This window comes from Rhizorhabdus sp. P4_G5 (genome assembly GCF_056401065.1).
Genome location: NZ_JBFUKB010000004.1, coordinates 287,909 through 311,801 on the forward strand (window position 1 = coordinate 287,909; position 23,893 = coordinate 311,801).

Consider the following 23,893-nt stretch of genomic DNA (forward strand, 5'->3'; position numbering starts at 1 on the left):
ATATATGCAACAAAAATGCAGAATGAAGTTTGGAGAGAAGTGATGAGCCAGCGAAAATGCTTTGCCTTGGACCTGGTGGACGACGCCGAGCTTGTTGCGGCTTATGAGGCTGCTCATGCCCCCGGCGCCGTGTGGCCGGAAGTCATTGCAGGTATTCGCGCGAAGGGTTTTCTGAACATGGAAATCTGGCGGGTGGATGATCGATTGTTCATGGTCGCAGAAGTTTCCGACGCATGGCCCATACCGCTCGATCCATCGCAGGCTGAGGTGGATGGCCGGTGGGAAAGTGTCATGGACCGGTTTCAGCACCCGCTTCGGAGCGCGGCCGACGGTGAAAAGTGGCGACCGATGCAGCGGATATTCGCGATGGAGGAGCAGTAAGGCTGCTGCGCGCACCGGTGCCGCGATGCGGGCCTGGAGTGCGTAGAGGGCGGTCAGGTCCGATATCGCTCCCGCGCGTCAGATGACATGCTCAGGGCCAAAGGCGGTTGACAATATCGTATATGATATTATAAAACTATATATGATACCAATAAGGCATGTTCGGGAGAATGGTGGTGTCTGGACAAAACAGGGTCGCTCACCGCGCTGATCCGAGCTGTATCGCACGCCATCCGGCATGCCCCATTTGCCATCGACGGGCACATCGCGCGCACCGGATGGAGGAACTTTAATGGCCTTGTCACCAACCAACATGACCGGCGGCGGTCCGCGCCTCAATGCCGCCGACGCTGGTCGCAGCTTCACGGCGGCGTTGGTCATTACCGTGTCCCTGTTCTTCCTTTGGGGCATGGCCAACAATCTCAATGACATTCTGATCGCTCAGTTCCGCAAGGCATTCGCTTTGTCGGATTTCGGGACAAGCTTCGTCCAGCAAGTCTTCTACCTTGGCTATTTCCTCTTTGCGGTTCCAGCGTCGGCAGTCATGAGGCGCTTTGGATACAAATCCGCCATCGTAACCGGATTGACTCTGTATGGCTCCGGGGCGCTGCTATTTTATCCGGCGGCAATTGCGGGGATGTACCAGCTCTTCCTGCTTGCCTTGTTCGTGATCGCATGTGGCCTCGCCTTTCTGGAAACCTCCGCTAATCCCCTGATCACGGAGTTGGGCGATCCGCGTTCTGCAACGAGGCGCCTGAACTTCGCGCAGGCGGCCAATCCGCTCGGGGCGATTGCCGGTATTCTGGTCGGCCGTAATTTTATTCTGTCAGGCATGGAGCATGACGAGCGCACCCTTGCCGCAATGAGTGAGGCAGCGCGTGAAGCGTTTTATCGCACGGAAATACAGGCAGTCGTGATGCCATATTTGGCAATTGCGGCGGTCGTCCTGATGTTCGCGCTGGCTGCCATCCTGGTTCCCTTTCCGCGTGGCACCATTGATGCGCATGGCGGCTCGGTAGACGACGATGATGGAGAGCATGTTCCATTCACCGCCGTGTTTCGTCGTCCCCGACTGATGGCTGCCGTGGCCGCTCAGTTCTTCTATGTTGGTGCGCAGGTCGGGTTATGGAGTTACACGATCCGCTATGCACAGGCGAACGCGGGCTTCGGGGAGCGGGCGGGTGCCGACGCCCTCTTCGTCTCGCTGGTGCTTTTTGCCGGTGGCCGCTTCGTCGGCACAGCCCTGATGTCGCGAGTCTCCCCAGTTAATCTTTTGATAATTTTCTCCGTAATTTCCGCTGCACTGTCGGCATATGCCGGGATTGTGGGCGGATTGGGTGGGCTTTACGCGCTCGTCGCGGCCAGCCTGTTCATGTCAATCCAGTTCCCGACGATCTTCGCGCTCGGTGTCGAAGGGCTTGGGCCTCTGCGTAAGGCGGGGTCATCATTGATCGTGATGGCGATCATTGGCGGTGCCGCCCTGACCGCAGCGATGGGCCTCGTATCGGACATCTCCAGTATAACCCGAGCAACACTCGTGCCCGCCGCCTGCTTCGTCGTCGTCTGCCTGTTCGCGATCTACGCGCGTCGGGCGACTGACCGGACCGCACGGCCCACTCGGCGTGATTTAGTAAAGAGAGTTTTATGAAGCGATTGGAAGGTAAACGTGCGGTTGTGACCGGAGCCGGGCAGGGCATCGGCCGGGCCGCCGCTGAATTGTTCGCCGCCGAAGGAGCGGAGGTCCTCGCTCTGGATCGCAACGCGGACGCGCTAGCCGATTTGACCGGATGCTCGATCCATGTTGTCGACCTTGCGAACCGTGCCGCGATTGCCGACTTTGGCGCTGTTGCCGGCGGGGTGGATGTGCTGTTCAACTGCGCGGGCTACGTCGATGCAGGGGTGCTGCTCGATACAGCCGATTGCGGCTATGACCTGTCGTTCGATCTCAACGTGCATGCGATCACGCATATGCTCACGGCTATGCTTCCCGCGATGATCGAACGCGGTGGCGGATCCATCATCAATATGGCTTCTGTCGCCGGCGCCTTGATCGGGGTGGCCAACCGTTACGCCTATTGCGCGTCAAAGGGCGCGGTTGCCGGAATAACACGCTCCGTTGCAGTGGATTATGTTGGGAAGGGCATTCGGTGCAATGCCATCTGTCCCGGGACGGTCCAGTCTCCCTCGCTCGATGAGCGGTTGGCCGCGACGGGGGATGAAGCCAAGGCACGCGCGGCATTCATTGCGCGCCAGCCAATGGGTCGTCTTGGCACAGCGGAAGAGGTCGCAGCACTGGCGCTTTACCTCGCATCGGACGATAGCGCCTATACCACGGGGCAGTTGCACGTCATCGACGGCGGCTGGTGTATGGCCTGATGCCATGGTGACGATCGCTTCCACGACCGATTTTCGCGCGGCAGCACGGGCGCGGCTGCCGCGCTTCCTGTTCGATTATGCGGAGGGAGGCTCTTATGCCGAGCGGACGTTGCACCGCAATATCGCCGATCTTTCCGACATAGCTCTTCGGCAGCGGGTTTTGCGCGACGTGGCGACGATGGATCTCTCGACGACGCTTTTCGGCCGGAAAATGCCGCTTCCGGTGGCGCTAGCGCCGGTCGGAATCGCTGGCATGTATCGTCGGCGCGGCGAGACGCTGGCGGCCCGGGCGGCCAACGCCCGCGGGTTGCCGTTCACGCTTTCCACCGTGGGCTTGTGTGGCATGGAAGAAGTCCGCCGTGCCAGTGACGGTCCGCTCTGGTTTCAGCTCTACGTCTTGAAAGATCGCGGTTTCATGCTCGATCTTTTGGCCAAGGCGAAGGAGCAGGGCGCCGAAGCGCTGGTGTTCACCGTAGACATGCCGGTGCCGGGCGCGCGCTACCGCGATGCCCATTCCGGGATGTCTGGTCCCTATGCAGCGTTGCGCCGCGTAATTCAGGCCATGTTCCGTCCCAAATGGGCGTGGGATGTAGGTTTGCGCGGGCGGCCCCATCGGCTTGGCAACCTTGCACCTGTCTTGGGCAATGCCAGCGGCATGAACGATTATATCGGTTGGCTCGGCGCGAACTTCGACCCATCGATCCAGTGGCGGGATCTGGAGTGGATCAGGGATGCCTGGGATGGACCGCTGATCATCAAAGGTATTCTTGAACCTGACGATGCGCGTTCGGCTGCGGCTTTGGGCGCCCAGGGCGTTGTCGTCTCCAATCACGGCGGGCGTCAGCTTGACGGTGTGCTGTCGAGTGCGCGTGCGCTACCGGCGATTGCCGATGCGGTGGGCGATCGGCTGACGATCCTGGCCGATTCCGGCGTGAGGTCGGGACTCGACGTTGTGCGGATGCTGGCGCTGGGCGCGCATGGCGTCCTGCTTGGTCGTGCGTGGTTGTATGCGCTGGCTGCCCGCGGAGAGGCCGGGGTTACCCGGTTGCTCAATCTCATTGAGAAGGAAATGCGCGTCGCGATGACCCTGACGGGCGTGAACGCCGTTTCGAAAATCGACCAATCCATACTCGTATCTACGAAGGACAACACATGAAGCTTTGCCGCTATGGTGCCCCCGGTGCGGAGCGCCCTGGACTTATCGACAATCAGGGCCGAATTCGTGCGCTTACCGAAGTTGCCGATATCACGGGCGAAACCCTGTCTCCGGCTTCGCTCGCACGGCTGGCCGCCATAAACCCGGATACCCTGCCCCTCGTCGAAGGCGCACCGCGATATGGCGTACCCGTTGCGGGTACGCGCCAGTTTGTCGCAATTGGCCTCAACTATGCCGATCATGCGGCGGAATCGAACCTCCCGATCCCGGAAGAGCCCGTAGTTTTCAACAAGTGGGTTAGCTGCCTGCAGGGGCCGAACGACCCCGTAATGCTCCCGCGCAACTCGGAAAAAACCGACTGGGAAGTAGAGCTGGGCGTTGTGATCGGCACTCGCGCGCAATATGTCGAGGTGAGCGATGCGCTTTCCTACGTCGCCGGCTATTGCACGATCAACGATGTGTCCGAACGGCACTGGCAGATGGAACGCGGCACGACATGGGACAAGGGCAAGGGCTTTCCGACGTTCGGCCCTGTCGGCCCGTGGCTGGTTACGGCCGATGAGGTTGGCGATCCGCAGAATCTTGCGATGTGGCTCGATGTTAACGGCAAGCGCGTTCAGGACGGCAACACGCGCACAATGATCTTTTCGGTGGCCGAGCTCGTCAGCTACTGCTCGCAATTTATGATGCTGGAGCCGGGCGATATCATTACAACCGGTACGCCGCCCGGCGTAGGGCTGGGGCAGAAGCCCGAACCTTGGTATCTGAAGGCGGGTGACGTTGTTACGCTTGGAATAGAAAAGCTTGGCGAGCAACGTCAGGAGTTCGTTGCGCAGACGCAGAGCTGACGATGAGCCACCCGCCGTTCGTCGATGCTCACCTGCACCTGTGGGACAGGGCCTTGGGTGGCGCAGCGCAATTGCGCTATCCCTGGCTGGACGAACCTGCCAGTGCGCCGATTGCCGGAAGCTATAGTTTTGCCGACCATCGACTTGCCGCCGCCGCGTGGAATCTCGTGGGTGCTGTGCATGTCGATGCCGGCGCGCATCCTGACGACGGTGAGCGTGAAACTGACTGGCTTAACCAGATTGCAGACACCGAAGGGCTGCCAACGGCAATAGTCGCACGGGTTGAGCTAAACCATCCCGATGTCGATAACCTGCTCGCCCGACAGGCCGCGCGGCCGCGCGTGTGCGGGATACGCCATCTCGTGAACTGGCATCCCGACCCATCGCGGCAGACCTACGCCAGCGACCTTACACGCGATCTGGCGTGGCGGCGTGGCTTCGGTCTGTTGGCGCAATATGGGCTCAGTTTCGACTTCCATGGTTTTCCGCAGCAGCTAGGCGGACTGATTGAGACGGCGGCAGCTCATCCTGATGTGCCAGTAATTGTGAATCATCTGGGCCTGCCGATATTGTCTGATGGGCTCGGCGCATGGCGTACCGGATTGACGGCGCTTGCCGCTATGCCGCAGGTTTCGATCAAGCTTTCCGGGGCCGGCTTCATTGCTGCGCCGTTTGATCCCGTTGCCTTCTCGCCGATCATCGCGGAGGTGGTGGATCTGTTCGGTACGGACCGGGTGATGATTGCCAGTAACTTCCCGACCGACCGCCTGTTTGCCCCGCTCGATCGGACCCTCAGTGCATATGAGGAAATTCTCCAGGGTTTGTCCGACGACGAGCGGGCGAAGCTTTGGGCTCGCAACGCTAACCGCATTTATCGATTGGAACTTGACCTGTGACTGTCATTGCTCGCCGTCCAGTGGGGTCAACCGGCCTAAATGTTCCGGAGCTGGGCTTCGGAGCCGCGTCTCTCGGGAATCTCTATACACCGGTGTTGGACGCTGATGCGCGGGCCGCCATTGATGCGGCTCTGGAGGCAGGGCTGCGTTATGTCGACACCGCACCGCACTACGGCCGGGGTTTATCCGAACGACGCGTCGGCGACGCGCTCCGGTTGAAGCCTGACACTGTGCTGTCGACCAAGGTCGGCCGGTTGATGATGCCGGATTCCACCGTGGTGGACGACCGCGATCGGGATGGCTTCCGTTCACCTATGCCGTTCATGATGCGCTACGACTATACCTATGACGGGATATCGCGCAGTTACGAACACAGCCTTCAGCGTCTTGGCCTGCCGCGCATCGACCTGCTCTATGTGCACGACATTGGCCGCTACACGCACGGCGATGCCAATGACGAATACTGGCGGCAACTCACGACGGGCGGTGGATTGAGGGCGCTCGAAGAACTGCGCGACAGCAAGGCAATTTCGGGCTTCGGCATCGGCGTAAATGAAATTCAGGTGTGTCTGGACGTCATGGCCGAGGTGCGGCTGGACGCAATTCTGCTAGCCGGACGGTATACACTGCTCGAACAGGATGCGCTTGACGCCCTGTTCCCGGCCTGCGAGGCGGCGGGAACCTCCATTGTGATCGGCGGCCCCTACAACAGCGGCATTCTTGCGACGGGCACCCGGCGCGAGGGCACGATCCACTATGATTATGGCCCTGCGCCGGACCACGTTATCGACCGCGTTCGCCGCCTTGAGGCAGTTGCTGATCGCCACGGGGTCAATCTTCCTGCCGCCGCACTCGCATTCGCGCTCGCTCATCCGCTCGTCGCCAGCGTCATCCCGGGGATAGGCAGCGCGCGCCGGGTTGCCAATACCGTGGAGCTTTACCGGGAGCAAATTTCGGCATCCTTCTGGGCAGAAGTCGCCCACGAGAAACTTGTTCGCGCCGACGCGCCGCTACCGGGACATGGAGCATGAGCGCCGCGGCAATTCGATTGTCACCTGACGATAACGTCGCGGTTTGTTGCCGGCCGATAACCGCAGGCGAAACGATCGCGATAGACGGCGCGTCGGTGATCGCACTCGATTCTATCGACCTTGGACATAAGATTTCAATCTTACTCTTGAAATCTGGAGATAAGATAGTGAAATATGGCGTGCCGATCGGGTCGGCATCCCAAGCTATTCCCGCGGGTAGCTGGGTTCACATCCACAATATGCAGAGCGACTATATTTCGGCGCATCTGAGAGACGCGACAGGAACCCAGTAATGAACCACGTCCCGTTCGAGGGTTGGCTACGTCAAGATGGCCGAAAGGGCATCCGCGACGCCATCGTAGTGGTCTATCTTGTGGAGTGCGCGCACCATGTGGCACGCCGGATCGTTGACCGGATCGATGATCCGCGGGTGCAACTGATAGGTTTTCCCGGCTGCTATCCCAACGACTACGCCTTGAACATGATGAAGGCGCTGACGACGCATCCGAATGTCGGCGGCGTCGTTCTCCTGTCGCTGGGATGCGAGAGCTTCAATCGCGAGGCACTGGCGCGCAATGCAATGGAGCATTCGCGTCCGGTCGAAACCGTGGTGATACAGCACGCCGGCGGCACCGGCCCCGCGATTACCGAGGGCATTGCGGCGGTGGAGCGTGTGCGCGCGGAAGCGGATCGCCGCGCGGTACGTGTGCCTATGGCCGTGTCGGATCTTGTTATCGGCACGATCTGCGGCGGGTCAGACGGGACCAGCGGCATTACCGGCAATCCGGCCGTGGGGCGGGCGTTCGATGCGTTCATCGATGCGGGCGCCAGCTGTGTATTCGAGGAAACCGGGGAAATGATCGGCTGCGAAAGTCATATGGCCAGCCGCGCCTCCACACCCGAAGTCGCTGACGCTCTGATCGCCTCGGTACAAAAGGCTGAAGTCTATTACCGCGCCATGGGATATGGCAGCTTCGCGCCGGGTAATGCCGAGGGTGGTTTGTCGAGCCAGGAGGAAAAGTCCGCCGGTGCCTATGCAAAGTCAGGCAGTCGGCCGATTGACGGGGTGATCGATCCGGCCGAGCCGGTGCCCGGCCCTGGCCTCTACCTGCTGGACGTTGTGCCTCCGGGCGATCCCAAATTCGGTTTCCCCAACATCGTTGACAATGCGGAAATCGGCGAGCTGATCGCAAGCGGTGCTCACGTCAACATATTCATCACCGGTCGCGGTTCTGTCGTGGGATCGGCGATATCGCCGGTTATCAAGGTCTGCGCCAACCCGGCAACCTATCGTCGCATGGAAGGCGACATGGATGTCGACGCCGGCCGCATCCTCGACGGCCGGGGTACGCTGGAGGATGTAGGCCAGGAAATTTACGATCTCGTACTCGCGGTCGCTGCGGGTAGCCAGACCAAGTCTGAGGCTCTGGGGCACTGCGAATTCGTGCTCACCTACAAGGCATCTGCGCCTGCGCGCCCGAAGGAGTGCGCCTGACCGGCGCGACGTGATTGCGCAGTTTGCTTAAGCGCACGACGCAATGCTGGACAAGGCGCTGGTTTGCACTTTCCATCTTTTGCATATTTTGATATTATTAAATCATATATAAAACTATGACAGTATGGACGTGAAAGGAGCCAAGATGCTCTCTCGGCAGATCAGCGCGTTCACCCTTGGGTTGTTTGTTCTCGCATGTGCTAATGCGCCAGCGGCATTCGCGCTCGTGGCCAAACCTGGGGCGCAATCGGTACGGCCGGTCCGCTCTACCGCTGAACTCACCCAAGCGCTCGCCGATGCCCGCAAAGCGCGCATTCGGATCATCCGTCTCGCCGCCGGTCGTTATGCTCTGGGCGCACCCATTGTAATCGATGCCGCGCTATCCGGCACGCCCGCCGCGCCCTTCACCATCGAGGCCGCAGCCGGCGCCCGCGTGGAATTGACTGGCGCACGCGATCTGCCGAAGTTGTCGTGGGAGCGTCAGGCGGATGGGGTCTGGCGCGCCCAGCTCAAGACCAGGCCGTTCATGCGACTGTGGCTGGGCGACAAGGCGCTGATCCTTGCCCGTTATCCCAATTACGATCCCGCGAAGCTGCCATTCGGAGGTGTATCGGCGGATGCAACCTCCGCCGAGCGGGTGGCGCGGTGGTCCAATCCCGCTGGTGCGGTATTACATGCCCTGCACGGTAGCCGCTGGGGTGACGTGCATGTGCCGATCCTCGGTAAAAATCCCGATGGGACGCTGCGTTACGCGTCGGCGGTCGGTAATAACCGGGCTGCACCGCCCAGTTTGAACGAACGGTTCGTCGAGAACGTGCGCGAGGAACTCGATTCCCCGGCTGAATGGTATTACGACCAGAACGCGGGCTATCTCTATTTCAAGCCTGAGGGTAACGGTCCGCYTCCTCCCCGAACGGGGTTTCGTGCAGGAGAATCGGAAGAGTTGATCCGGGTGGTCGGCAAATCCGGCGCGCCCGTGCACGACATTCGTGTTTCCGGGCTGGCCTTCCGCGCTACCGAGCCAACCTACATGAAGACCACCGAACCCCTGCTGCGGTCGGACTGGATGTTTCATCGCGGCGGGGCAGTGTTGATTGCAGACGCTGATCGGGTAACGGTCGAGGGCAGCGATTTTCAGGATCTTGGCGGCAACGCTATCGTCGTCAGCGGTCACGCGCGCCAGGTTGTGATCCGGCGTAACCTGATCGCCCGCATAGGCGCCAGCGCAATCGCTTTTGTCGGGCTTCCCACGGCGGTGCGGACGCCCTTGTTTGAATACAACGAGAACGCGCCTCTCGATAGCATCGACCGGACGCCCGGACCTAAGACCGACGACTATCCTGCCGACAGCATCGCGGAAGACAATTTGATCCACGATACCGGACTGGTTGAGAAACAGTCGGCGGCCGTGCAGATCGCGATGTCGGCGCGTATCACCGTCGATCATAACAGCATTTACCGCGCTCCCCGCGCCGGAATCAACGTGGGTGACGGCACTTGGGGTGGTCACCAGATCACCAATAACGACGTATTTGATACTGTGCGCGAGAGCGGCGATCACGGCGCCTACAATAGCTGGGGACGCGACCGTTTCTGGCATTCCGATCGCGCAGAGATGGATCGCCGAACGATGGCCGAGCGATCGCTCGTCAAGCTTGATGCTCGCGAAACGATCGTGCTTCGCCACAATCGGTTCCACTGCGATCATGGCTGGGATATCGATCTGGACGATGGATCCTCGAACTACCTGATCGAGGACAATCTCATGCTGATGGGCGGGCTGAAGTTTCGTGAGGGTTTCGATCGTACAGCGCGCAACAACATAATGCTTAACAATACCTTTCACCCGCACGTGTGGTTCGCCAACAGCGAGGATGTATTCACTCGGAACATTGTTATGGCGGCTTATCAGCCTATCCTCATGAAGAGCTGGGGAAAATTGGTCGATTACAATTTCTTCGCGACGGCTGCGGATCTCAAGCTTGCGCAGGAAAATGGCACCGACAGTCATTCGGTGGCGGGCAATCCCAAATTCGTCGCACCGGCACGTGGCAATTACTCGGTCGCTGCGGACGTGCCGGCATTGCGCATCGGTTTCCGTAACTTCCGCATGGACGACTTCGGCGTTCGCGATCCCCGGTTGCGCGCGATGGCGGAGAGGCCGAGACTGCCGGAGCCGGTGCTCGCCCCTGCCGCGAACCAGCTTGAAACACCGCGCCCCTTTGCCGGAATGACCGTCAAATCGGTCCAGACTCTGGGCGAGCAGTCGGCGGCAGGCCTGCCGGATATCTTCGGCGTGCTTGTCTTGACCGTGGAGCCGGGCAGCGCGGCCGCGGCCGCAGGTCTCAAGAGCGGCGACGTTATCCGTGCCATCGTCGGGTCGGCTGAAGCCCCCGGGCAGGACGTCAAGACGGCAGCAGCCTTCATCACCGCCGCGCAGGGGCGCCGGTGGCAGGGATCGATAATCGTCGATGTGTTTCGCAACCAACAATCGCAACGCCTTACGCTCTCTTTTCATTAGAAAAGGCAGCTTCCAGTCGCTTCTGAGCGCGTCCGCCCGAGTGCAGACACAGGCGTGCGACGTCATAGGGTTCAATAATGACAGACGCTTGTCTCATACAGTTCGGCACCAGCAGGTTCCTTCAGGCGCATGTCGATCTGTTCGCCTCCGAAGCGGCGGAGGCTGGGCAGGATGTTCCGGAAATTGTCGTAGTCCAGACCAGCGGTGACGCAGCCCGCGCGGCGCGCGTCGCCGCATTTGGACAGCCCGGCGGGTATCCGGTCGTTATTCGCGGGCTCGGGAGAGACGGGCTGAAGATAGATCGGACGGTCACGGTTACTAGTGTAAGCCGCGGCATGGCGGCGTCGCGCGACTGGCAGGACCTTGTAAGGCTGTTCACCACAAGCGCGACTGCCGTCCTCTCCAATGTGGGCGATGGCGGCTATCGCGTCGCCAATGTGGATAGGTCGCTCGCTGTTGTCGAGGGTGAATATGCGCCAAAGTCGTTCCCCGCGATCCTGCTGGCGCTGATGTACGCACGGTGGCGTCACGGCAATTTCGAACCGCTGACGATGCTTCCGTGTGAACTCGTGCAGCGCAACGGCGACACACTCAAGCGGATCATCGTGGATTTTGCGGGCGAAATCGGTGTCGACAATTCTTTCCGCAATTGGCTCGAACAGGACTGTGTTTGGGTAAACAGCCTGGTCGACCGGATCGTATCGGAGCCTATCGAGCCTGTGGGCGCTGTCGCGGAGCCCTACGCGCTATGGGCCGTTGAAAAGCAGCCGGGCTTGTCGATGCCGTTCGCTCATCCCGATGTGGTGTTGACCGACAACCTTGAACACTATGAACGTCTCAAGCTGCACATCCTCAATCTTGGCCATAGCTGGTTGGCGCAGCGCTGGATCGATTCAGGTCGTCCGGTCGAGATGATAGTGCGCGCGGCGCTTGACGACCTGGACACGGCAGACGCCTTAAGTCGTATATTTGTGTCGGAAGTGGTCCCGGGTTTTGCCGCGCATGGGCTGGGTGACCAAGCGGCCGCATACGTCCTGCAGACAATGGCGCGCTTCCGCAATCCCTTCCTCGCCCATCGGATCGCTGACATAGCAAACGATCACGATGCAAAGCTTGCGAAGCGAGTTGGCGAATTTCTCTGCTGGGTAAGCGCCGCCGCAAACCCGCCGGCCATGCCTGAGCTCGCCAAGCTCGCGAGCCATGCGGGAGCGCCGGTCTCGTGACTAGATCATGTGCAGTTGTGTGCTTTGGCGAGGCACTTGGCCGGTTGTCGACCGAGCCGGGCCAGCATTTGCTAGGTTTCGCCAATCGGCTTGAGCTACACGTCGGTGGCGCGGAACTCAATGTGGCTGCCGCGCTCTCTGGTTTCGGCCGTAAAACCACAATCGTCACCGCGCTCCCCGACAATCCACTCGGGGACCGCGCATTGGTTCACCTGCGTTCGTTCGGCGTCGATACCCGCGCCGTGGTTCGTGGGGAGGGCCGGCTAGGGCTCTACTTCGTCGATACGGGTGCGTCGCAACGAGTGTCGCGCATAACATATGATCGTGCGAACAGCATCTTTGCGACACACGACTGGTCTGGCCACGCATGGCGGCAAACGCTAGAGGGTGCCGCGGTACTCCATGTCTCGGGCATTACGCTGGCCGTCAGTACGAACGCATGCAGCGCTGCGTTTGGCGCGATGCGCGCGGCACGAGAGATGGGCGTAATGGTCTCATTCGACGCGAATTTTCGGCCGGCGTTATGGGTAGGACGTGAGGCGGACGGGGCAGCCGCCTTTTCCGAGGCACTCGCCCTTTCTGATCTCGCATTCGTTGATCACCGTGATGCTGCCATGGTGCTTGGCAATTCACCCGGTGCCCCGGTCGAGGTCATGGCCCTGTTTGACGCATTTCCGTACCTGACGCGGATTGCGCACACGTACCGGCGCGCCGAAAGTGTAGGGATTCAGCATCTGGCGGCGCGTTTCGTGACGCGTGCCGGTCAGGACATCACAACTGAGGAGGTTCGGATCGCAGATGTCGTGGACAGAATTGGGAGCGGCGACGCATTTGCTGCCGGAATTCTGTACGCGATACTGTGCGATGATCAGGCAGCCGATATTGCCCAAATGGGCCTGGCGGCGGCGTGTCTCAAGCATAGCCAACGGGGTGATGCGCTTGCAGCGACGGCAGAAGACCTCCGTGGCTTTTGGACGCAATCGGACGTGCGCCGATGAAGCGAGACGAGAACGCTGAGCGCTCGTTGAACAGTCTATGACTTCATGCTTCGACTTGCTGTCGATCTGACCCCTTGTGGTGGTGCGCCGGCTACCGCTCGAACTTCTCGTGTCAGGAGATGACCAAATGCTGCTGCAGCCTATACGCAAGCTCATGGTGGCCAACCGTGGCGAAATTGCCATTCGCGTGTTCCGCGCCGCGACGGAACTCGGCATTCGCACGGTTGCTGTCCACTCCGAGGAAGACAGCCTGTCGCTGCACCGGTTTAAGGCCGACGAAGCCTATCTGCTTTCCGCTGCGGGAAAGGGCGCGATCGGCGCTTATCTCGACATTGCCCAAATCATCGCTATCGCCCGCGAGAATGGCGTGGACGCTATCCACCCCGGCTATGGTTTCCTGTCCGAAAACCCCGATTTTGCTGAGGCTTGCGCGGCGGCAGGGATCACTTTCATCGGGCCTGACCCGCAAACCATGCGGCTGTTGGGCGACAAGGTTTCGGCGCGGCATGTCGCGGTTCGGGCCGGTGTGCCCGTAGTCCCGGCAAGTGAGCCTCTGCCCGGGGATGACGCACTGATCAGCGCTCTCGCAGCCGAAATGGGTTATCCACTCATGCTCAAGGCGAGCTGGGGCGGTGGTGGTCGCGGCATGCGCCCGATCGAGTCTGCGTCCGAGCTGCTGGAGGCAGTGAAATCGGGGCGGAGCGAGGCGAAGGCCGCTTTCGGACGGGATGAAGTCTATCTCGAAAAGTTGATCCGCCGGGCGCGTCACGTTGAGGTGCAACTGCTGGGAGACAGTCACGGTAAGCTGTTCCATCTGTTCGAGCGGGACTGTTCGATCCAGCGACGCAATCAAAAGGTGATCGAACGCGCGCCAGCGCCGTATCTCGATGCGGCAACGCGCACGGTTTTGTGCGAGGCCGCCTTAGCGATCGGACGAGAGACCGGGTATCGCGGTGCCGGCACGGTTGAGTTCCTGATGGACGATGAAACCGGCAACTTCTATTTCATCGAGGTCAATCCCCGCATTCAGGTCGAGCACACGGTGACCGAAATGGTCACCGGCATCGATATTGTTAAGGCGCAGATACGGATCGCCGAGGGTGGTCGCCTTGGCGTCGCCAACGAAACAGGCGTGCCGCCGCAAGAGCAAATCGCACTCAACGGCCATGCCTTGCAGTGTCGTATCACTACGGAAGACCCGCACAATGCTTTCATTCCGGACTATGGCCGCATAACGGCCTATCGCGGTGCCTTCGGCTACGGCATCCGGGTTGATGGCGGAACGGCCTATTCGGGCGCGATCGTTACCCGCCACTATGACCCATTGCTCGAGAAGGTGACAGCCTGGGCACCGACCCCCGGCGAGGTTGTAACGCGCATGGTTCGGGCACTGCGCGAATATCGTATCCGGGGTGTGGCGACCAATCTGGCTTTTCTCGAAAATGTGCTGATGCACCCGGAGTTTCAGGCCAATCGCTACACCACCCGGTTTATTGACGAAACGCCGAATTTGCTCGCCATCGGCAAGCGGCGCGACCGCGCGACGAAGTTGCTGAACTATATCGCGGACGTGACCGTGAACGGGCACCCTGACGTCAAGGACCGGAAGCGCCCCCGTTCGGATCTGCGCGCCGTGAAGGCACCCAGAGCAACCGACGCGATAGCCGATGGTACGCGTCAGGTGCTGGAACGAGACGGCGCGACTGGCCTTGCGAAATGGATCCGTGCGCAGGACCGCGTTCTGGTGACCGACACCACGATGCGTGATGCACACCAGTCGCTCCTCGCAACCCGGATGCGCACCATAGACATGGTGCGCGCCGCTCCAGCCTATGCCCGCCTGCTTCCGCAACTGTTCAGTCTGGAATGTTGGGGTGGCGCCACCTTTGACGTTGCCATGCGCTTTCTGACAGAGGATCCGTGGGAGCGTCTGTTCGCTATTCGGGATGCTGCTCCCAATGTGCTGACGCAAATGCTCCTGCGCGGCGCAAACGGCGTTGGCTATACCAACTATCCCGATAACGTCGTCCGTCATTTTATTCGCGAGGCTGCCAAGGGGATCGACGTATTTCGCGTCTTCGACTGTTTGAACTGGGTCGATAACATGCGCGTCGCGATCGACGCCGTGCTCGAAAGCGGCAAGTTGGCGCAGGGCGCGCTTTGCTATACCGGGGACATTCTCGACCCGGACAGGACTAAATACAGCCTATCCTATTATATCGAACTGGCGCGCCAGCTTGAAGCTGCCGGATGTCAGATGCTCGCCGTAAAGGATATGGCCGGCTTGCTGAAACCAGCTGCGGCGCGCGTTCTATTCTCCGCCTTGCGTGAGGCAACCGATTTGCCGATTGCGTTTCATACACATGATACATCGGGCGCGGCGGCGGCCAGCGTGTTGGCGGCCGTCGAGGCCGGGGTGGACAGCATCGATGTGGCCATGGATGCGATGAGCGGGACGACCTCTCAACCCTGTCTTGGCTCTGTCATTGAGGCTCTGCGCCACGGCCCCCGTGATACGGGACTGGACGCCCGCGCCATCCGCGAGATCAGCACGTACTGGGAAGGTGTGCGCGAACAATATGTCGCGTTCGAAAGCGACCTGCGCGCCGGCGCATCCGAAGTTTACCTCCATGAGATGCCCGGCGGACAGTTTACCAATCTCAAGGAGCAGGCGCGCAGCCTTGGGCTTGAGTCTCGGTGGCATGAGGTAGCGGTTGCCTATCATGATGCCAATCTGCTGTTCGGCGACATCGTCAAGGTAACGCCATCGTCGAAGGTGGTAGGCGACATGGCGCTGATGATGGTTTCGCAAGGACTTCGTCGTGATGATGTTCTCGCCCCGGCGCGCGAAATTGCTTTTCCCGGTTCGGTGGTCGAGATGATGCGCGGCGATCTCGGCCAACCGGCCGGTGGATGGCCGCAGAACATTCAAGAGCGTGTGCTGGGGGATATCAAGCCGATCACGGTCCGTCCGGCTGATCTGCTTGCGGAGTGCGATTTCGCGGCAGAACGTAAGGTTGCCGAGGCGGAGTGCGGCCGTTCGCTGAGCGAGGCAGAATTTGCCAGCTACCTCATGTATCCAAAGGTTTTCGCCGGTTTTGCCCAAGCGATCAATCGCTTTGGCCCTGTCTGGTCGCTTCCTACGCCGGTCTATTTTTACGGGATGTCGGTCGGCGAAGAGATTCATGTTGCCATAGAGCGCGGCAAGGCGCTGGTCATTACGCTCACCGCGATCGGCGAGATTGAAAATGATGGCAGTGTCCGCGTGTTTTTCGAGCTTAATGGGCAGCCGCGCGTGATCGCCGTGACTCATCGTCTGTCTGGCGCGAGTGGGCCCGCCCGCCGTGTCGCGGAGCCCGACAATCCATCGCACGTTGCCGCGCCAATGCCCGGCCTAGTCGTTGCGGTGGGTGCGGTATCTGGCCAGACCGTTGAAGCTGGTGACCGTCTCGTGACGCTGGAAGCCATGAAAATGGAGTCAGCAATCGTCGCGCCCTCTGCTGGCGTGATAGCCGAGGTTCCCGTGAAGATAGGCGATGTGGTTGAGGCTAAGGACCTGCTGATGGTCCTGAACCCAAAGGGCTAGCACTACTTTGGCACTTTAGAATCCTCGATGAGGAGAAACCCCTCCGACTTCAGTCGGATGCTGGCTTCAGCCTTGGACTCGGCAGATAGCGTGTAACCTCTGACGTGCCATCAAGATCATATACGATTTATGAATCGCATATATGTAGGCAAGGCTCCCGGCGCTCAGGCTCAGCAAACCGGCACAGGTCAGGCCCCAAGGCTGATGGGACTTTCCCCAAGATACCGAAGGACGCGTTGCTCGATATCGGCAACTGGCTCGCCGGCATGGCCAGTCCATATACGGGGCAGGCCGCTCGCCCTGGAGTGTCACGCAGCCGTGGGGCGATGTCACGACAGGGGCGGACGGCCTCTATCTGCACACTTTCGACTGGCCAGTTCAAGGGTCGCATTCCGCGGCGCTTTACGGTTTGCAGGGTGAGGTCCGCCGGGCCGTTCTGCTCGAGGGGCGCGCAGAGTTGCCGGTGACGGCGGACGTTGACGGGACCCGGATAACCTTGCCCGATCGACGCCCCGACACGCTTGTTCCGGTCGTCGCGCTTGAAATGGATGGAGACTATCGCGTCAGGGACGGCGATGTTGTCGGCGCGGAGTACCCATCTTCGTTGATTGCGGAGGGAGCCGCGTGCAACGGATACAAGTTCACCCCGATTGGATGGATGGCCATATAATGAGAGTTGGCTCTCATTAGTGAATTGACAGGGCCATTGGATGGGCATACGGTAGGCACACTAAAAACGAGGGAGAGGCCACAGGATGTCTATAAGGTTCATACGTTGCGGCCTGCTGGCGGGCGCCGCCTGCACCATTGCCATGGCTGCAGCGCCGGCTCATGCTCAGAATGCGTCGACCGCAGCCGGTGCAGACGAGGCTGCACCCGAAATCGTCGTGACCGGCATTCGCCGCAGTCTTGCGGACGCGGTGACGGTTAAGCGCGAAAGTTCCGCGATTGTCGACGCAATTTCCGCGGAAGATATCGGTAAGTTCCCGGATCAGAACCTGGCAGAATCGCTTCAGCGCGTCACGGGCGTCCAAATTCAGCGCTCCAACGGCGAAGGTACGCGCATCAGCGTTCGCGGTCTCAGCCCCGACTTCACGCGGACCCAGTTCAATGGGCGCACGATTACCTCGACCGGTCAGCGCAGCTTCGACTTCTCGAACCTGTCTTCCGACTTTGTCAGCGCTATCGAGGTCTACAAGACTCCCACAGCCGACATGATCGACGGCGGTCTGTCCGCTACGGTCAACGTCCGGATCGCAAGGCCGCTGGATGTTGGCAAGGACCGTTACGCGGTAGCAGCCGAAGGCATTTACGAGGGTAACTCGAAGAAGGTTGCTCCCCATCTTACTGCATTCGTAAACAAGGTGTTCGCAGACGGCGATGTGGGCGTTTATGTCGGCGCCGACCTTCGTCAGCGCAAATACCGGACTGACAGCATGGTCGGTTTCGGCGCGGAAAACGGCGTCGAAGCAACCCGCAATCCTCCCGTCGACTACAACCGCGATGGCGATTTCCTCGACACGTTCCTCTTCGATCACGCAGCGGGCCCGCAATATGATACCGGCAAAACCCGCCGTATCACGCTGGTCGGCGGCGTTCAGGCCAAGCTAGGCGATGAAGTCGAGCTTTGGGGTGACGTATTTTATGCCAACCTGAAGGATGACCTCAAGCGCACGTCCTTCTATCCCCGCTTCACCAGCATCACGGGTTCGGTCCAGAACAGCACGATCAGCAACGGACTGGTCACCAAGCTTGACGCGGACGGCGTCTGGATGGTGGCCAACCAGGAGCAGAACGAAACGTTGACCAAGACCTTTTCGCCTGCCGTTGGTCTGAACTGGAAGCACGACAACCTTACCGTATCGCTGGAGGGGAACTATTCCCGCACGCGTCAGGAACGTACCAATCTGGGTATGGAGGCAATCGGCCGCGCCAGTGTCGCTTATGATCTGACCGCTGACCCCGGCAACATGACCAGCCTGACATTTACGCGCGGCTTCGACCCCATGAACCCTGCCAACTATAATGTCGTTGGTCTGCGCGGCAGCTACAAGGCGCCGACCACCGACAAGAACAAGTCGTTCAAGGGTGACGTGAGCTACAAGTTCGACGATGGTTTCATCAACAAGGTCAGCGCGGGCGTAAACTTCTCCGACCGCAAGCTGTCTTTCAACTCTGCTCGTGTCATCATGTCGGCGCAGACGCTCGCCGGTCTTCTGGGCGTGCCTTACAATGCGGGCGTAGAGGGCGGCAGCTTCGTCGCAACCCCAGTCATGTCGAGGTTCTCATTCCCCAATGCCTTCCCAAGCTATTCGGGCCCCGCGAACCTTCTGAAGACTGGCCTCTATACCAATCTGGATTTGCTGTACGCTAAGGTTCCGTTCTCACAGGTCCTTGCTGCGGCCTCACCTCAGGCTGATCCTGCGGCCGACTATAAGGTCGACGAAAAATCGTTCGCTGCCTATGCCCGGCTCGACTTCGCTACGGCGGACGACCGGCTGTCGGGCAATGTCGGTATTCGCTATGTGAAAACGCGACAGGAATCGATCGGAAGTGTTGCCGACTTCAACGACATCACGTTCATCCAGCTCGCAGCGCAGACTCTGGTCGGTACGGCGCCATCATCGAGCGTGAAGAACAACTATTCGAACTGGCTACCCAGCTTCAACCTACGGTATAAACTTACTGATCAGCTCTCGCTTCGTTTTGGCGCGGCGCGTGTGATGACTAAGCCGACTCTGAGCCTGCTCACCACGTCCACCAGCATCAATGCGAACGTTCGGAACATCTCCTCAGGTAACCCGCGGCTTAAGCCGTTCCTTGCTAGCCAGGCGGACCTCTCGCTCGAATATTATTTCGGGCAGACCGGCCTGCTCTCCGCAGCCGTGTTTTACAAGGATGTGAAGAATTTCGTCGTCAACGCGACGCAGTTCGAAACATACGCCGTCAAGCAGGGCGTTGGTGGTCCGCTTCAGAACGTCACGTTCTCTCACTCCTTCCCCGATAACGGTGCGAGCACGAAGCTGAAAGGTCTTGAGCTGGGTGCGCAGGTTCCGTTCACCTTCCTTCCCAGCCCGTTCGATGGCTTCGGCGTTCTGGGGAACGTGACGTTGCTTGATGTCGGCAGCGTCGTTCCGGCGAGCGGCGCTGCCGCGACACCGCTGCCGGGCGTGTCCAAGAAGGCGTACAACGCTGCGCTGTACTACGAGAAGTACGGGTTTGGCGCTCGTATCTCCTATACGTACCGCAGCAAGTACACTAACGACCAAGTCAGCTACTTCGGCGACGGTGATTTCCAGCGTTCGTTCGGTCAGGTTGACGGATCGCTCAGCTACGACGTGAACAGCAACATTTCGCTAAACCTCGACGTAGCCAATCTGTTCAACGAGCCGTCTGTCAACTACGACAACCTCGACATTGTTCGTTACTATGAAGACAGCGGCCGCCGCATTACATTCGGAGCGCGCGTACGGTTCTAAAATTAAGCCTAATATTAATTGCGGCGCGTACGATTATATCGTGCGCGCCGTCAACATTTCCTGCTTCCCTAACCAAGGGCGAATGGCTTTGTCGCATAACGCGATATGAGAATAAATTCCTGATTATTTGATATTATTACGAGATACGGACGGTATTGGGCTTTCCGATTTGCGAGAAGCGATTGAGGATTGCGGCACGGACTTTGAGTTCGGTTTTCTGACGATCGAAGGCGCGCGCGCAGAGGCGCTGGCCGAGCAGCTTGAAGCCGTGCATCTTGGTTTCGACCAGGCTGCGGCTGTGGTAGCCGCTCCACTTCTTCCAAATGGCCCTGCCAAGCCGCTTCATCGCACGCAGCGCTTCATTGCGGGCATCGACGCCGGGGCGGAATCTTTGATCCATGTACGGCCATTGCGGCGAACCGGGATGACCGGATCGGTCCCGCGCCCGGCAATGGCGGCGTGACAGTCTCTGGTATTATAGGCGCCATCGCCGCCAACGCTGAGGATCAGCTCATCCTCGGGGATTTGCGCCAAGCTCGGCTAGGGTCGGCGCATTCGCGTGGGTCCTGATGCGGCGAGAAACAGTGTTCTCGGCCCGACGAGCAACGGCCGCCTGATGCAATCGGTCAACGGCGGGATCGCCGGCTGACCCACGAAATGTCTGCGGGAGGAATTTTGAAGATGGCCTGACGGTATACCGGCGTTCCGACAGTCTGAGTCAAAAAATGGCACTCTGATGCCGTCGTTTTTATGAGGCCTGGAACGCGCGGCTCTCCATCTTGGCAACGGCTTTGCCGCTATGCCGTATACGCGGGAGCCGGCCCATTCATGGAGGTCGGTCACGGCGTAGACGACGCGTCGACCAAGCTTTCTGAATTTTGGCCCGCCTCCTGTCACTCGAAACTTCTCGAGCGTGCGAGGTGATAGACGCAGGTAACGAGCCGCTTCGGCGTTTGAAAGGAACGGAGTCGATCGAGTGCGGCTCCGTTCAAAAGCCCGTCCAAATGCCGGACTTCCAGACTCTTGATGGCTAAGTGATTGAAAAATGGCGCGCCCGGAACGATTCGAACGTCCGACCCTCAGATTCGTAGTCTGATGCTCTATCCAGCTGAGCTACGGGCGCGTTGTGACGGGGTTCCTAGTCGGCAGTCGCGGCGGGCGCAACCCCGTTGCGCAGTTTTTATCGGGGGCCTAGATTTCGCGCCATGATGACCCGCCGTTCCGCCGCGCTGCTGGCGCTGCCTGCTCTCGCCATGCTCCCCACGCTTGCCGGCTGCGTCGATACGCGTAGCGGCTATCCCTCGCTGGCGCCTCGGCCGATCGAGCGGGCCATGATGCAGGCGGAAGCTGCGCCGGCGGTGCCGCCGCCCGCGCCGCCGCCTCTGGCGGCGTCGGCGGACATCGCCGAGATCCTGGCCAGCGCCAATGCCGCCGACGCTGCATTCAAGGCGGCGCTGGAGAAGGCGCGGCCGCAGATCGAGGCGGGACGCAGCGCCGCGGAGGGCAGCGAGCCGTGGGTGGTCGCGCAGCAGGCCTATAGCGACGTCGAGTCCGCACGCGCCCCGATCGGCAATGCGCTCGCCGAACTCGATCGCCGCCGCCAGGCCGCGGTGGCGGACGGCAAGGGCGGCGACGAGGCGGTGATCGCCGAGGCGACGATGCAGGTGCAGGCGCTCGACGAGGCCGAGCGGGCGGTGCTCGCAGGGCTGGTGCCGGCGTGAACGCGCCCATGCCTGACCGTTCCCGGACGCCCGTCGCCGCCCCCGCCGCAGAGCGCCGCCCGTACAGCTACAGCCGCCATGGCTATACCATCGAAGACCCCTATTTCTGGCTCAAGGACCAGAAATATCCGGTCATCGACGACGCGGATGTGCTCGCCTATCTGCGCGCCGAGAACAGCTATTTCGAAGCGGCGATGGCGCCGCATGCCGCGCTCGTCGAAGCGCTGTTCGCCGAGATGAAGGGGCGGCTGAAGGAGGACGATGCCAGCGTCCCGCACAGGGACGGCGACTGGCTATACTGGTGGGCGTTCAAGCCGGGCGGGCAATATCGGATCTGGTATCGCAAGCCGGCCACCGGTGGCGCGGAGAGCATCCTGCTCGACGAGCCGGCCGAAGCTGGCACGGTCGAATATTTCCGGCTGCAGGTGCTCAGCGTCAGCCCCGATGGGCGGCTCGCAGCCTGGTCGGCCGATACGAGCGGCGCCGAGCGCTTCGTGCTCAAGATCCGCGACCTGGCGACCGGCGCCGATATCGAGACGGTCAGCCGCGTCACCAACGGCGCGGTCGCCTGGGGCGCGGATTCACAGAGCCTCGTCTACACCGAGGTCAACGATAATTGGCGCACCTATCGGGCGCGGCTGCACATCCTCGGCAGCGATCCGGCGACCGACCGGACTCTCTATGAGGAGACCGAGGAGCTCGGCTTCAACGTCGGCGTCGGCAAGACCCATGATCGCCGCTGGATCCTGATCTCGACCGGCGACAACCAGACCAGCGAGGTCCGCCTCGTGCCGGCCGACGATCCGGGCGCCGAGCCGATCCTGGTCAGTCCGCGCCAGACGAAGCGGGAATATTCGGTCGACAGCGCGCACGGATCGCTGTGGATCCACAGCAATGACGATCATGTGAATTTTCGCGTGGCGCGTGCCGATCCCGCCGATCCCGGCAATTGGGAGACGGTGATCGCCGGCTCGGACAGCGTCTATATCCGCGGGCTGACCAGCTTCGCCCGGCATCTGGTGCTCACCGAGCGGGTCGACGGGCTCGATCAGATCCGGCTGCGCGGCTATGACGGCAGCGAGCACCGCATCGCCTTTCCCGAGGCGAGCTATACCGCCGGGCTCGGCAGCAATCCCGAATATGATCCGCCCGCCTACCGGCTGAGCTATGCGTCGATGGTCACGCCGCAGACGGTGTTCGACTATGATCCGGCGGCGCGCGCGTTGACGACGCTCAAGGTGCAGGAGATCCCGTCGGGCTATGATCCGTCGCTCTACGCGACCGAGCGACTGATGGTGCCTGCACGCGACGGCAAGACGATCCCGGTGTCGGTGCTCTATCGCAAGGACTTTCCGCGCGACGGCTCGGGCAAGTTGTTCCTCTACGCCTATGGCGCCTATGGCCATGCGATCCCGCCGGGTTTTTCGACGGTGCGGCTGTCGATGGTCGATCGCGGCTGGGCCTATGCGATCGCGCATATCCGGGGCGGCGACGATCTCGGCTATGACTGGTATCTACAGGGTAAGGCCGAGCAGCGCTGGAACACCTTCCACGATTTCTCCGACGCGGCCAGGGGACTGATCGCGGCGGGGCTTACCAGAGCGGGCAATATTGCGATCAATGGCGGTTCGGCGGGAGGCGAGCTGATGGGCGTCGTCGCGAATACCGATCCCGAGCTGTGGGGCGCGGTGGTGGCCGACGTGCCCTTCGTCGACGTGCTCAACACGATGCAGGACGAGAGCCTGCCGCTGACGCCGGGCGAGTGGCCCGAATGGGGCAATCCGATCACCGACAAGGCGGCATTCGAGCTGATCCGCAGCTACAGCCCCTATGACAATGTCGAGGCCAAGGCCTATCCGCCGATGCTGATCACCGGCGGGCTGAACGATCCGCGCGTCACCTATTGGGAACCGGCCAAATGGGCGGCGAAGCTTCGCACCGCCAAGACCGACGACAATCTGCTGCTGCTCAAGATCAACATGGGGGCGGGGCATGGCGGTAAATCGGGGCGCTATGATTCGCTGCGCGAGGACGCCGAGGCTTATGCTTTCGTGCTGACGCAGGTAGAGTGACTGCCCAAGTTTCCCCGTCATCCCGGACTTGATCCGGGATCCCGCTTCTCCCTCGTACGCTGTCAAGAAAAGCGGGATCCCGGATCGAGTCCGGGATGACGAATGAGAGG

The 23,893-nt window shown here is 60.7% G+C and carries 17 protein-coding genes, 1 tRNA gene and 1 pseudogene; 16 read left to right on the forward strand and 3 right to left on the reverse strand.

Translation table 11 applies throughout. The annotated features are described in order from the left end of the window. Positions 1-42: 42 nt before the first annotated feature. The 14 genes from AC1DQK_RS09610 (at position 43) to AC1DQK_RS09675 (ending at position 19,990) form a co-directional block, all read left to right on the forward strand. A complete protein-coding gene (locus AC1DQK_RS09610; protein WP_477869810.1) occupies positions 43-381 on the forward strand; it encodes an L-rhamnose mutarotase in 339 nt (112 codons plus the stop codon). Between the two features lie 292 nt (positions 382-673). Next, positions 674-2,029 (forward strand): L-fucose:H+ symporter permease, encoded by a 1,356-nt coding sequence (fucP, locus tag AC1DQK_RS09615; protein ID WP_477869812.1) that lies wholly within the window; start codon positions 674-676, stop codon positions 2,027-2,029. Further along, the gene (locus tag AC1DQK_RS09620; RefSeq protein ID WP_477869814.1) at positions 2,026-2,757 is read left to right on the forward strand and encodes an SDR family oxidoreductase; all 732 of its coding nucleotides are present in this window, start codon (positions 2,026-2,028) and stop codon (positions 2,755-2,757) included. Before fucP ends, AC1DQK_RS09620 begins: the two co-directional genes overlap by 4 nt. Before the next feature lie 7 nt (positions 2,758-2,764). Beyond that, positions 2,765-3,913 carry an FMN-dependent L-lactate dehydrogenase LldD gene (gene lldD, locus AC1DQK_RS09625; RefSeq protein ID WP_477869899.1) on the forward strand — a complete coding sequence of 383 codons (1,149 nt, stop codon included), beginning with the start codon at positions 2,765-2,767 and terminating at the stop codon, positions 3,911-3,913. Beyond that, positions 3,910-4,761, forward strand: coding sequence for a fumarylacetoacetate hydrolase family protein (locus tag AC1DQK_RS09630; protein ID WP_477869816.1), 852 nt, complete (start codon positions 3,910-3,912; stop codon positions 4,759-4,761). Before lldD ends, AC1DQK_RS09630 begins: the two co-directional genes overlap by 4 nt. A gap of 2 nt (positions 4,762-4,763) precedes the next feature. Continuing rightward, positions 4,764-5,657, forward strand: coding sequence for an amidohydrolase family protein (locus AC1DQK_RS09635; protein WP_477869818.1), 894 nt, complete (start codon positions 4,764-4,766; stop codon positions 5,655-5,657). Continuing rightward, positions 5,654-6,688: an aldo/keto reductase gene (locus tag AC1DQK_RS09640; RefSeq protein ID WP_477869819.1), complete on the forward strand. Its 1,035-nt coding sequence runs from the start codon at positions 5,654-5,656 to the stop codon at positions 6,686-6,688. The genes AC1DQK_RS09635 and AC1DQK_RS09640 overlap by 4 nt, the downstream gene beginning before the upstream one ends. Next, positions 6,685-6,981 carry a UxaA family hydrolase gene (locus AC1DQK_RS09645; protein ID WP_477869821.1) on the forward strand — a complete coding sequence of 99 codons (297 nt, stop codon included), beginning with the start codon at positions 6,685-6,687 and terminating at the stop codon, positions 6,979-6,981. Before AC1DQK_RS09640 ends, AC1DQK_RS09645 begins: the two co-directional genes overlap by 4 nt. Continuing rightward, on the forward strand, positions 6,981-8,183 hold the full coding sequence (locus AC1DQK_RS09650) for a UxaA family hydrolase (RefSeq protein WP_477869823.1): 1,203 nt from the start codon (positions 6,981-6,983) through the stop codon (positions 8,181-8,183). Before AC1DQK_RS09645 ends, AC1DQK_RS09650 begins: the two co-directional genes overlap by 1 nt. A gap of 124 nt (positions 8,184-8,307) precedes the next feature. Continuing rightward, entirely contained in the window at positions 8,308-10,704 is a 2,397-nt protein-coding gene (locus tag AC1DQK_RS09655) for a right-handed parallel beta-helix repeat-containing protein (RefSeq protein ID WP_477869825.1), read from the forward strand. Between the two features lie 77 nt (positions 10,705-10,781). Beyond that, on the forward strand, positions 10,782-11,927 hold the full coding sequence (locus AC1DQK_RS09660; RefSeq protein ID WP_477869827.1) for a mannitol dehydrogenase family protein: 1,146 nt from the start codon (positions 10,782-10,784) through the stop codon (positions 11,925-11,927). A gap of 17 nt (positions 11,928-11,944) precedes the next feature. Next, positions 11,945-12,925: a sugar kinase gene (locus AC1DQK_RS09665; protein WP_477869829.1), complete on the forward strand. Its 981-nt coding sequence runs from the start codon at positions 11,945-11,947 to the stop codon at positions 12,923-12,925. Between the two features lie 127 nt (positions 12,926-13,052). Then, positions 13,053-16,511, forward strand: coding sequence for a pyruvate carboxylase (gene pyc / locus AC1DQK_RS09670; protein WP_477869831.1), 3,459 nt, complete (start codon positions 13,053-13,055; stop codon positions 16,509-16,511). 755 nt (positions 16,512-17,266) lie between these two features. Further along, positions 17,267-19,990 (forward strand): TonB-dependent receptor, encoded by a 2,724-nt coding sequence (locus AC1DQK_RS09675; protein ID WP_477869832.1) that lies wholly within the window; start codon positions 17,267-17,269, stop codon positions 19,988-19,990. 136 nt (positions 19,991-20,126) lie between these two features. On the opposite strand, the pseudogene AC1DQK_RS09680 reads toward AC1DQK_RS09675, so the two are convergent. From AC1DQK_RS09680 to AC1DQK_RS09690, 3 genes and pseudogenes are all read right to left on the reverse strand, one after another. Continuing rightward, a pseudogene (locus AC1DQK_RS09680) lies at positions 20,127-20,524 on the reverse strand (transposase); the annotation flags it as partial. Positions 20,525-20,530: 6 nt separating this feature from the next. Continuing rightward, complete coding sequence (locus AC1DQK_RS09685; protein ID WP_477869901.1) at positions 20,531-21,073, reverse strand: helix-turn-helix domain-containing protein; 543 nt, start codon at positions 21,071-21,073, stop codon at positions 20,531-20,533. Next, positions 21,037-21,113 (reverse strand) — tRNA-Arg (locus AC1DQK_RS09690). Before AC1DQK_RS09690 ends, AC1DQK_RS09685 begins: the two co-directional genes overlap by 37 nt. A gap of 82 nt (positions 21,114-21,195) precedes the next feature. On the opposite strand from AC1DQK_RS09690, the gene AC1DQK_RS09695 reads away from it, so the two are divergent. Together AC1DQK_RS09695 and AC1DQK_RS09700 are read left to right on the forward strand one after the other, a co-directional pair. After that, positions 21,196-21,711 carry a hypothetical protein gene (locus AC1DQK_RS09695; protein WP_477869834.1) on the forward strand — a complete coding sequence of 172 codons (516 nt, stop codon included), beginning with the start codon at positions 21,196-21,198 and terminating at the stop codon, positions 21,709-21,711. An 8-nt stretch (positions 21,712-21,719) separates the two neighbouring features. Next, complete coding sequence (locus AC1DQK_RS09700; protein WP_477869836.1) at positions 21,720-23,783, forward strand: S9 family peptidase; 2,064 nt, start codon at positions 21,720-21,722, stop codon at positions 23,781-23,783. Positions 23,784-23,893: the final 110 nt, after the last annotated feature.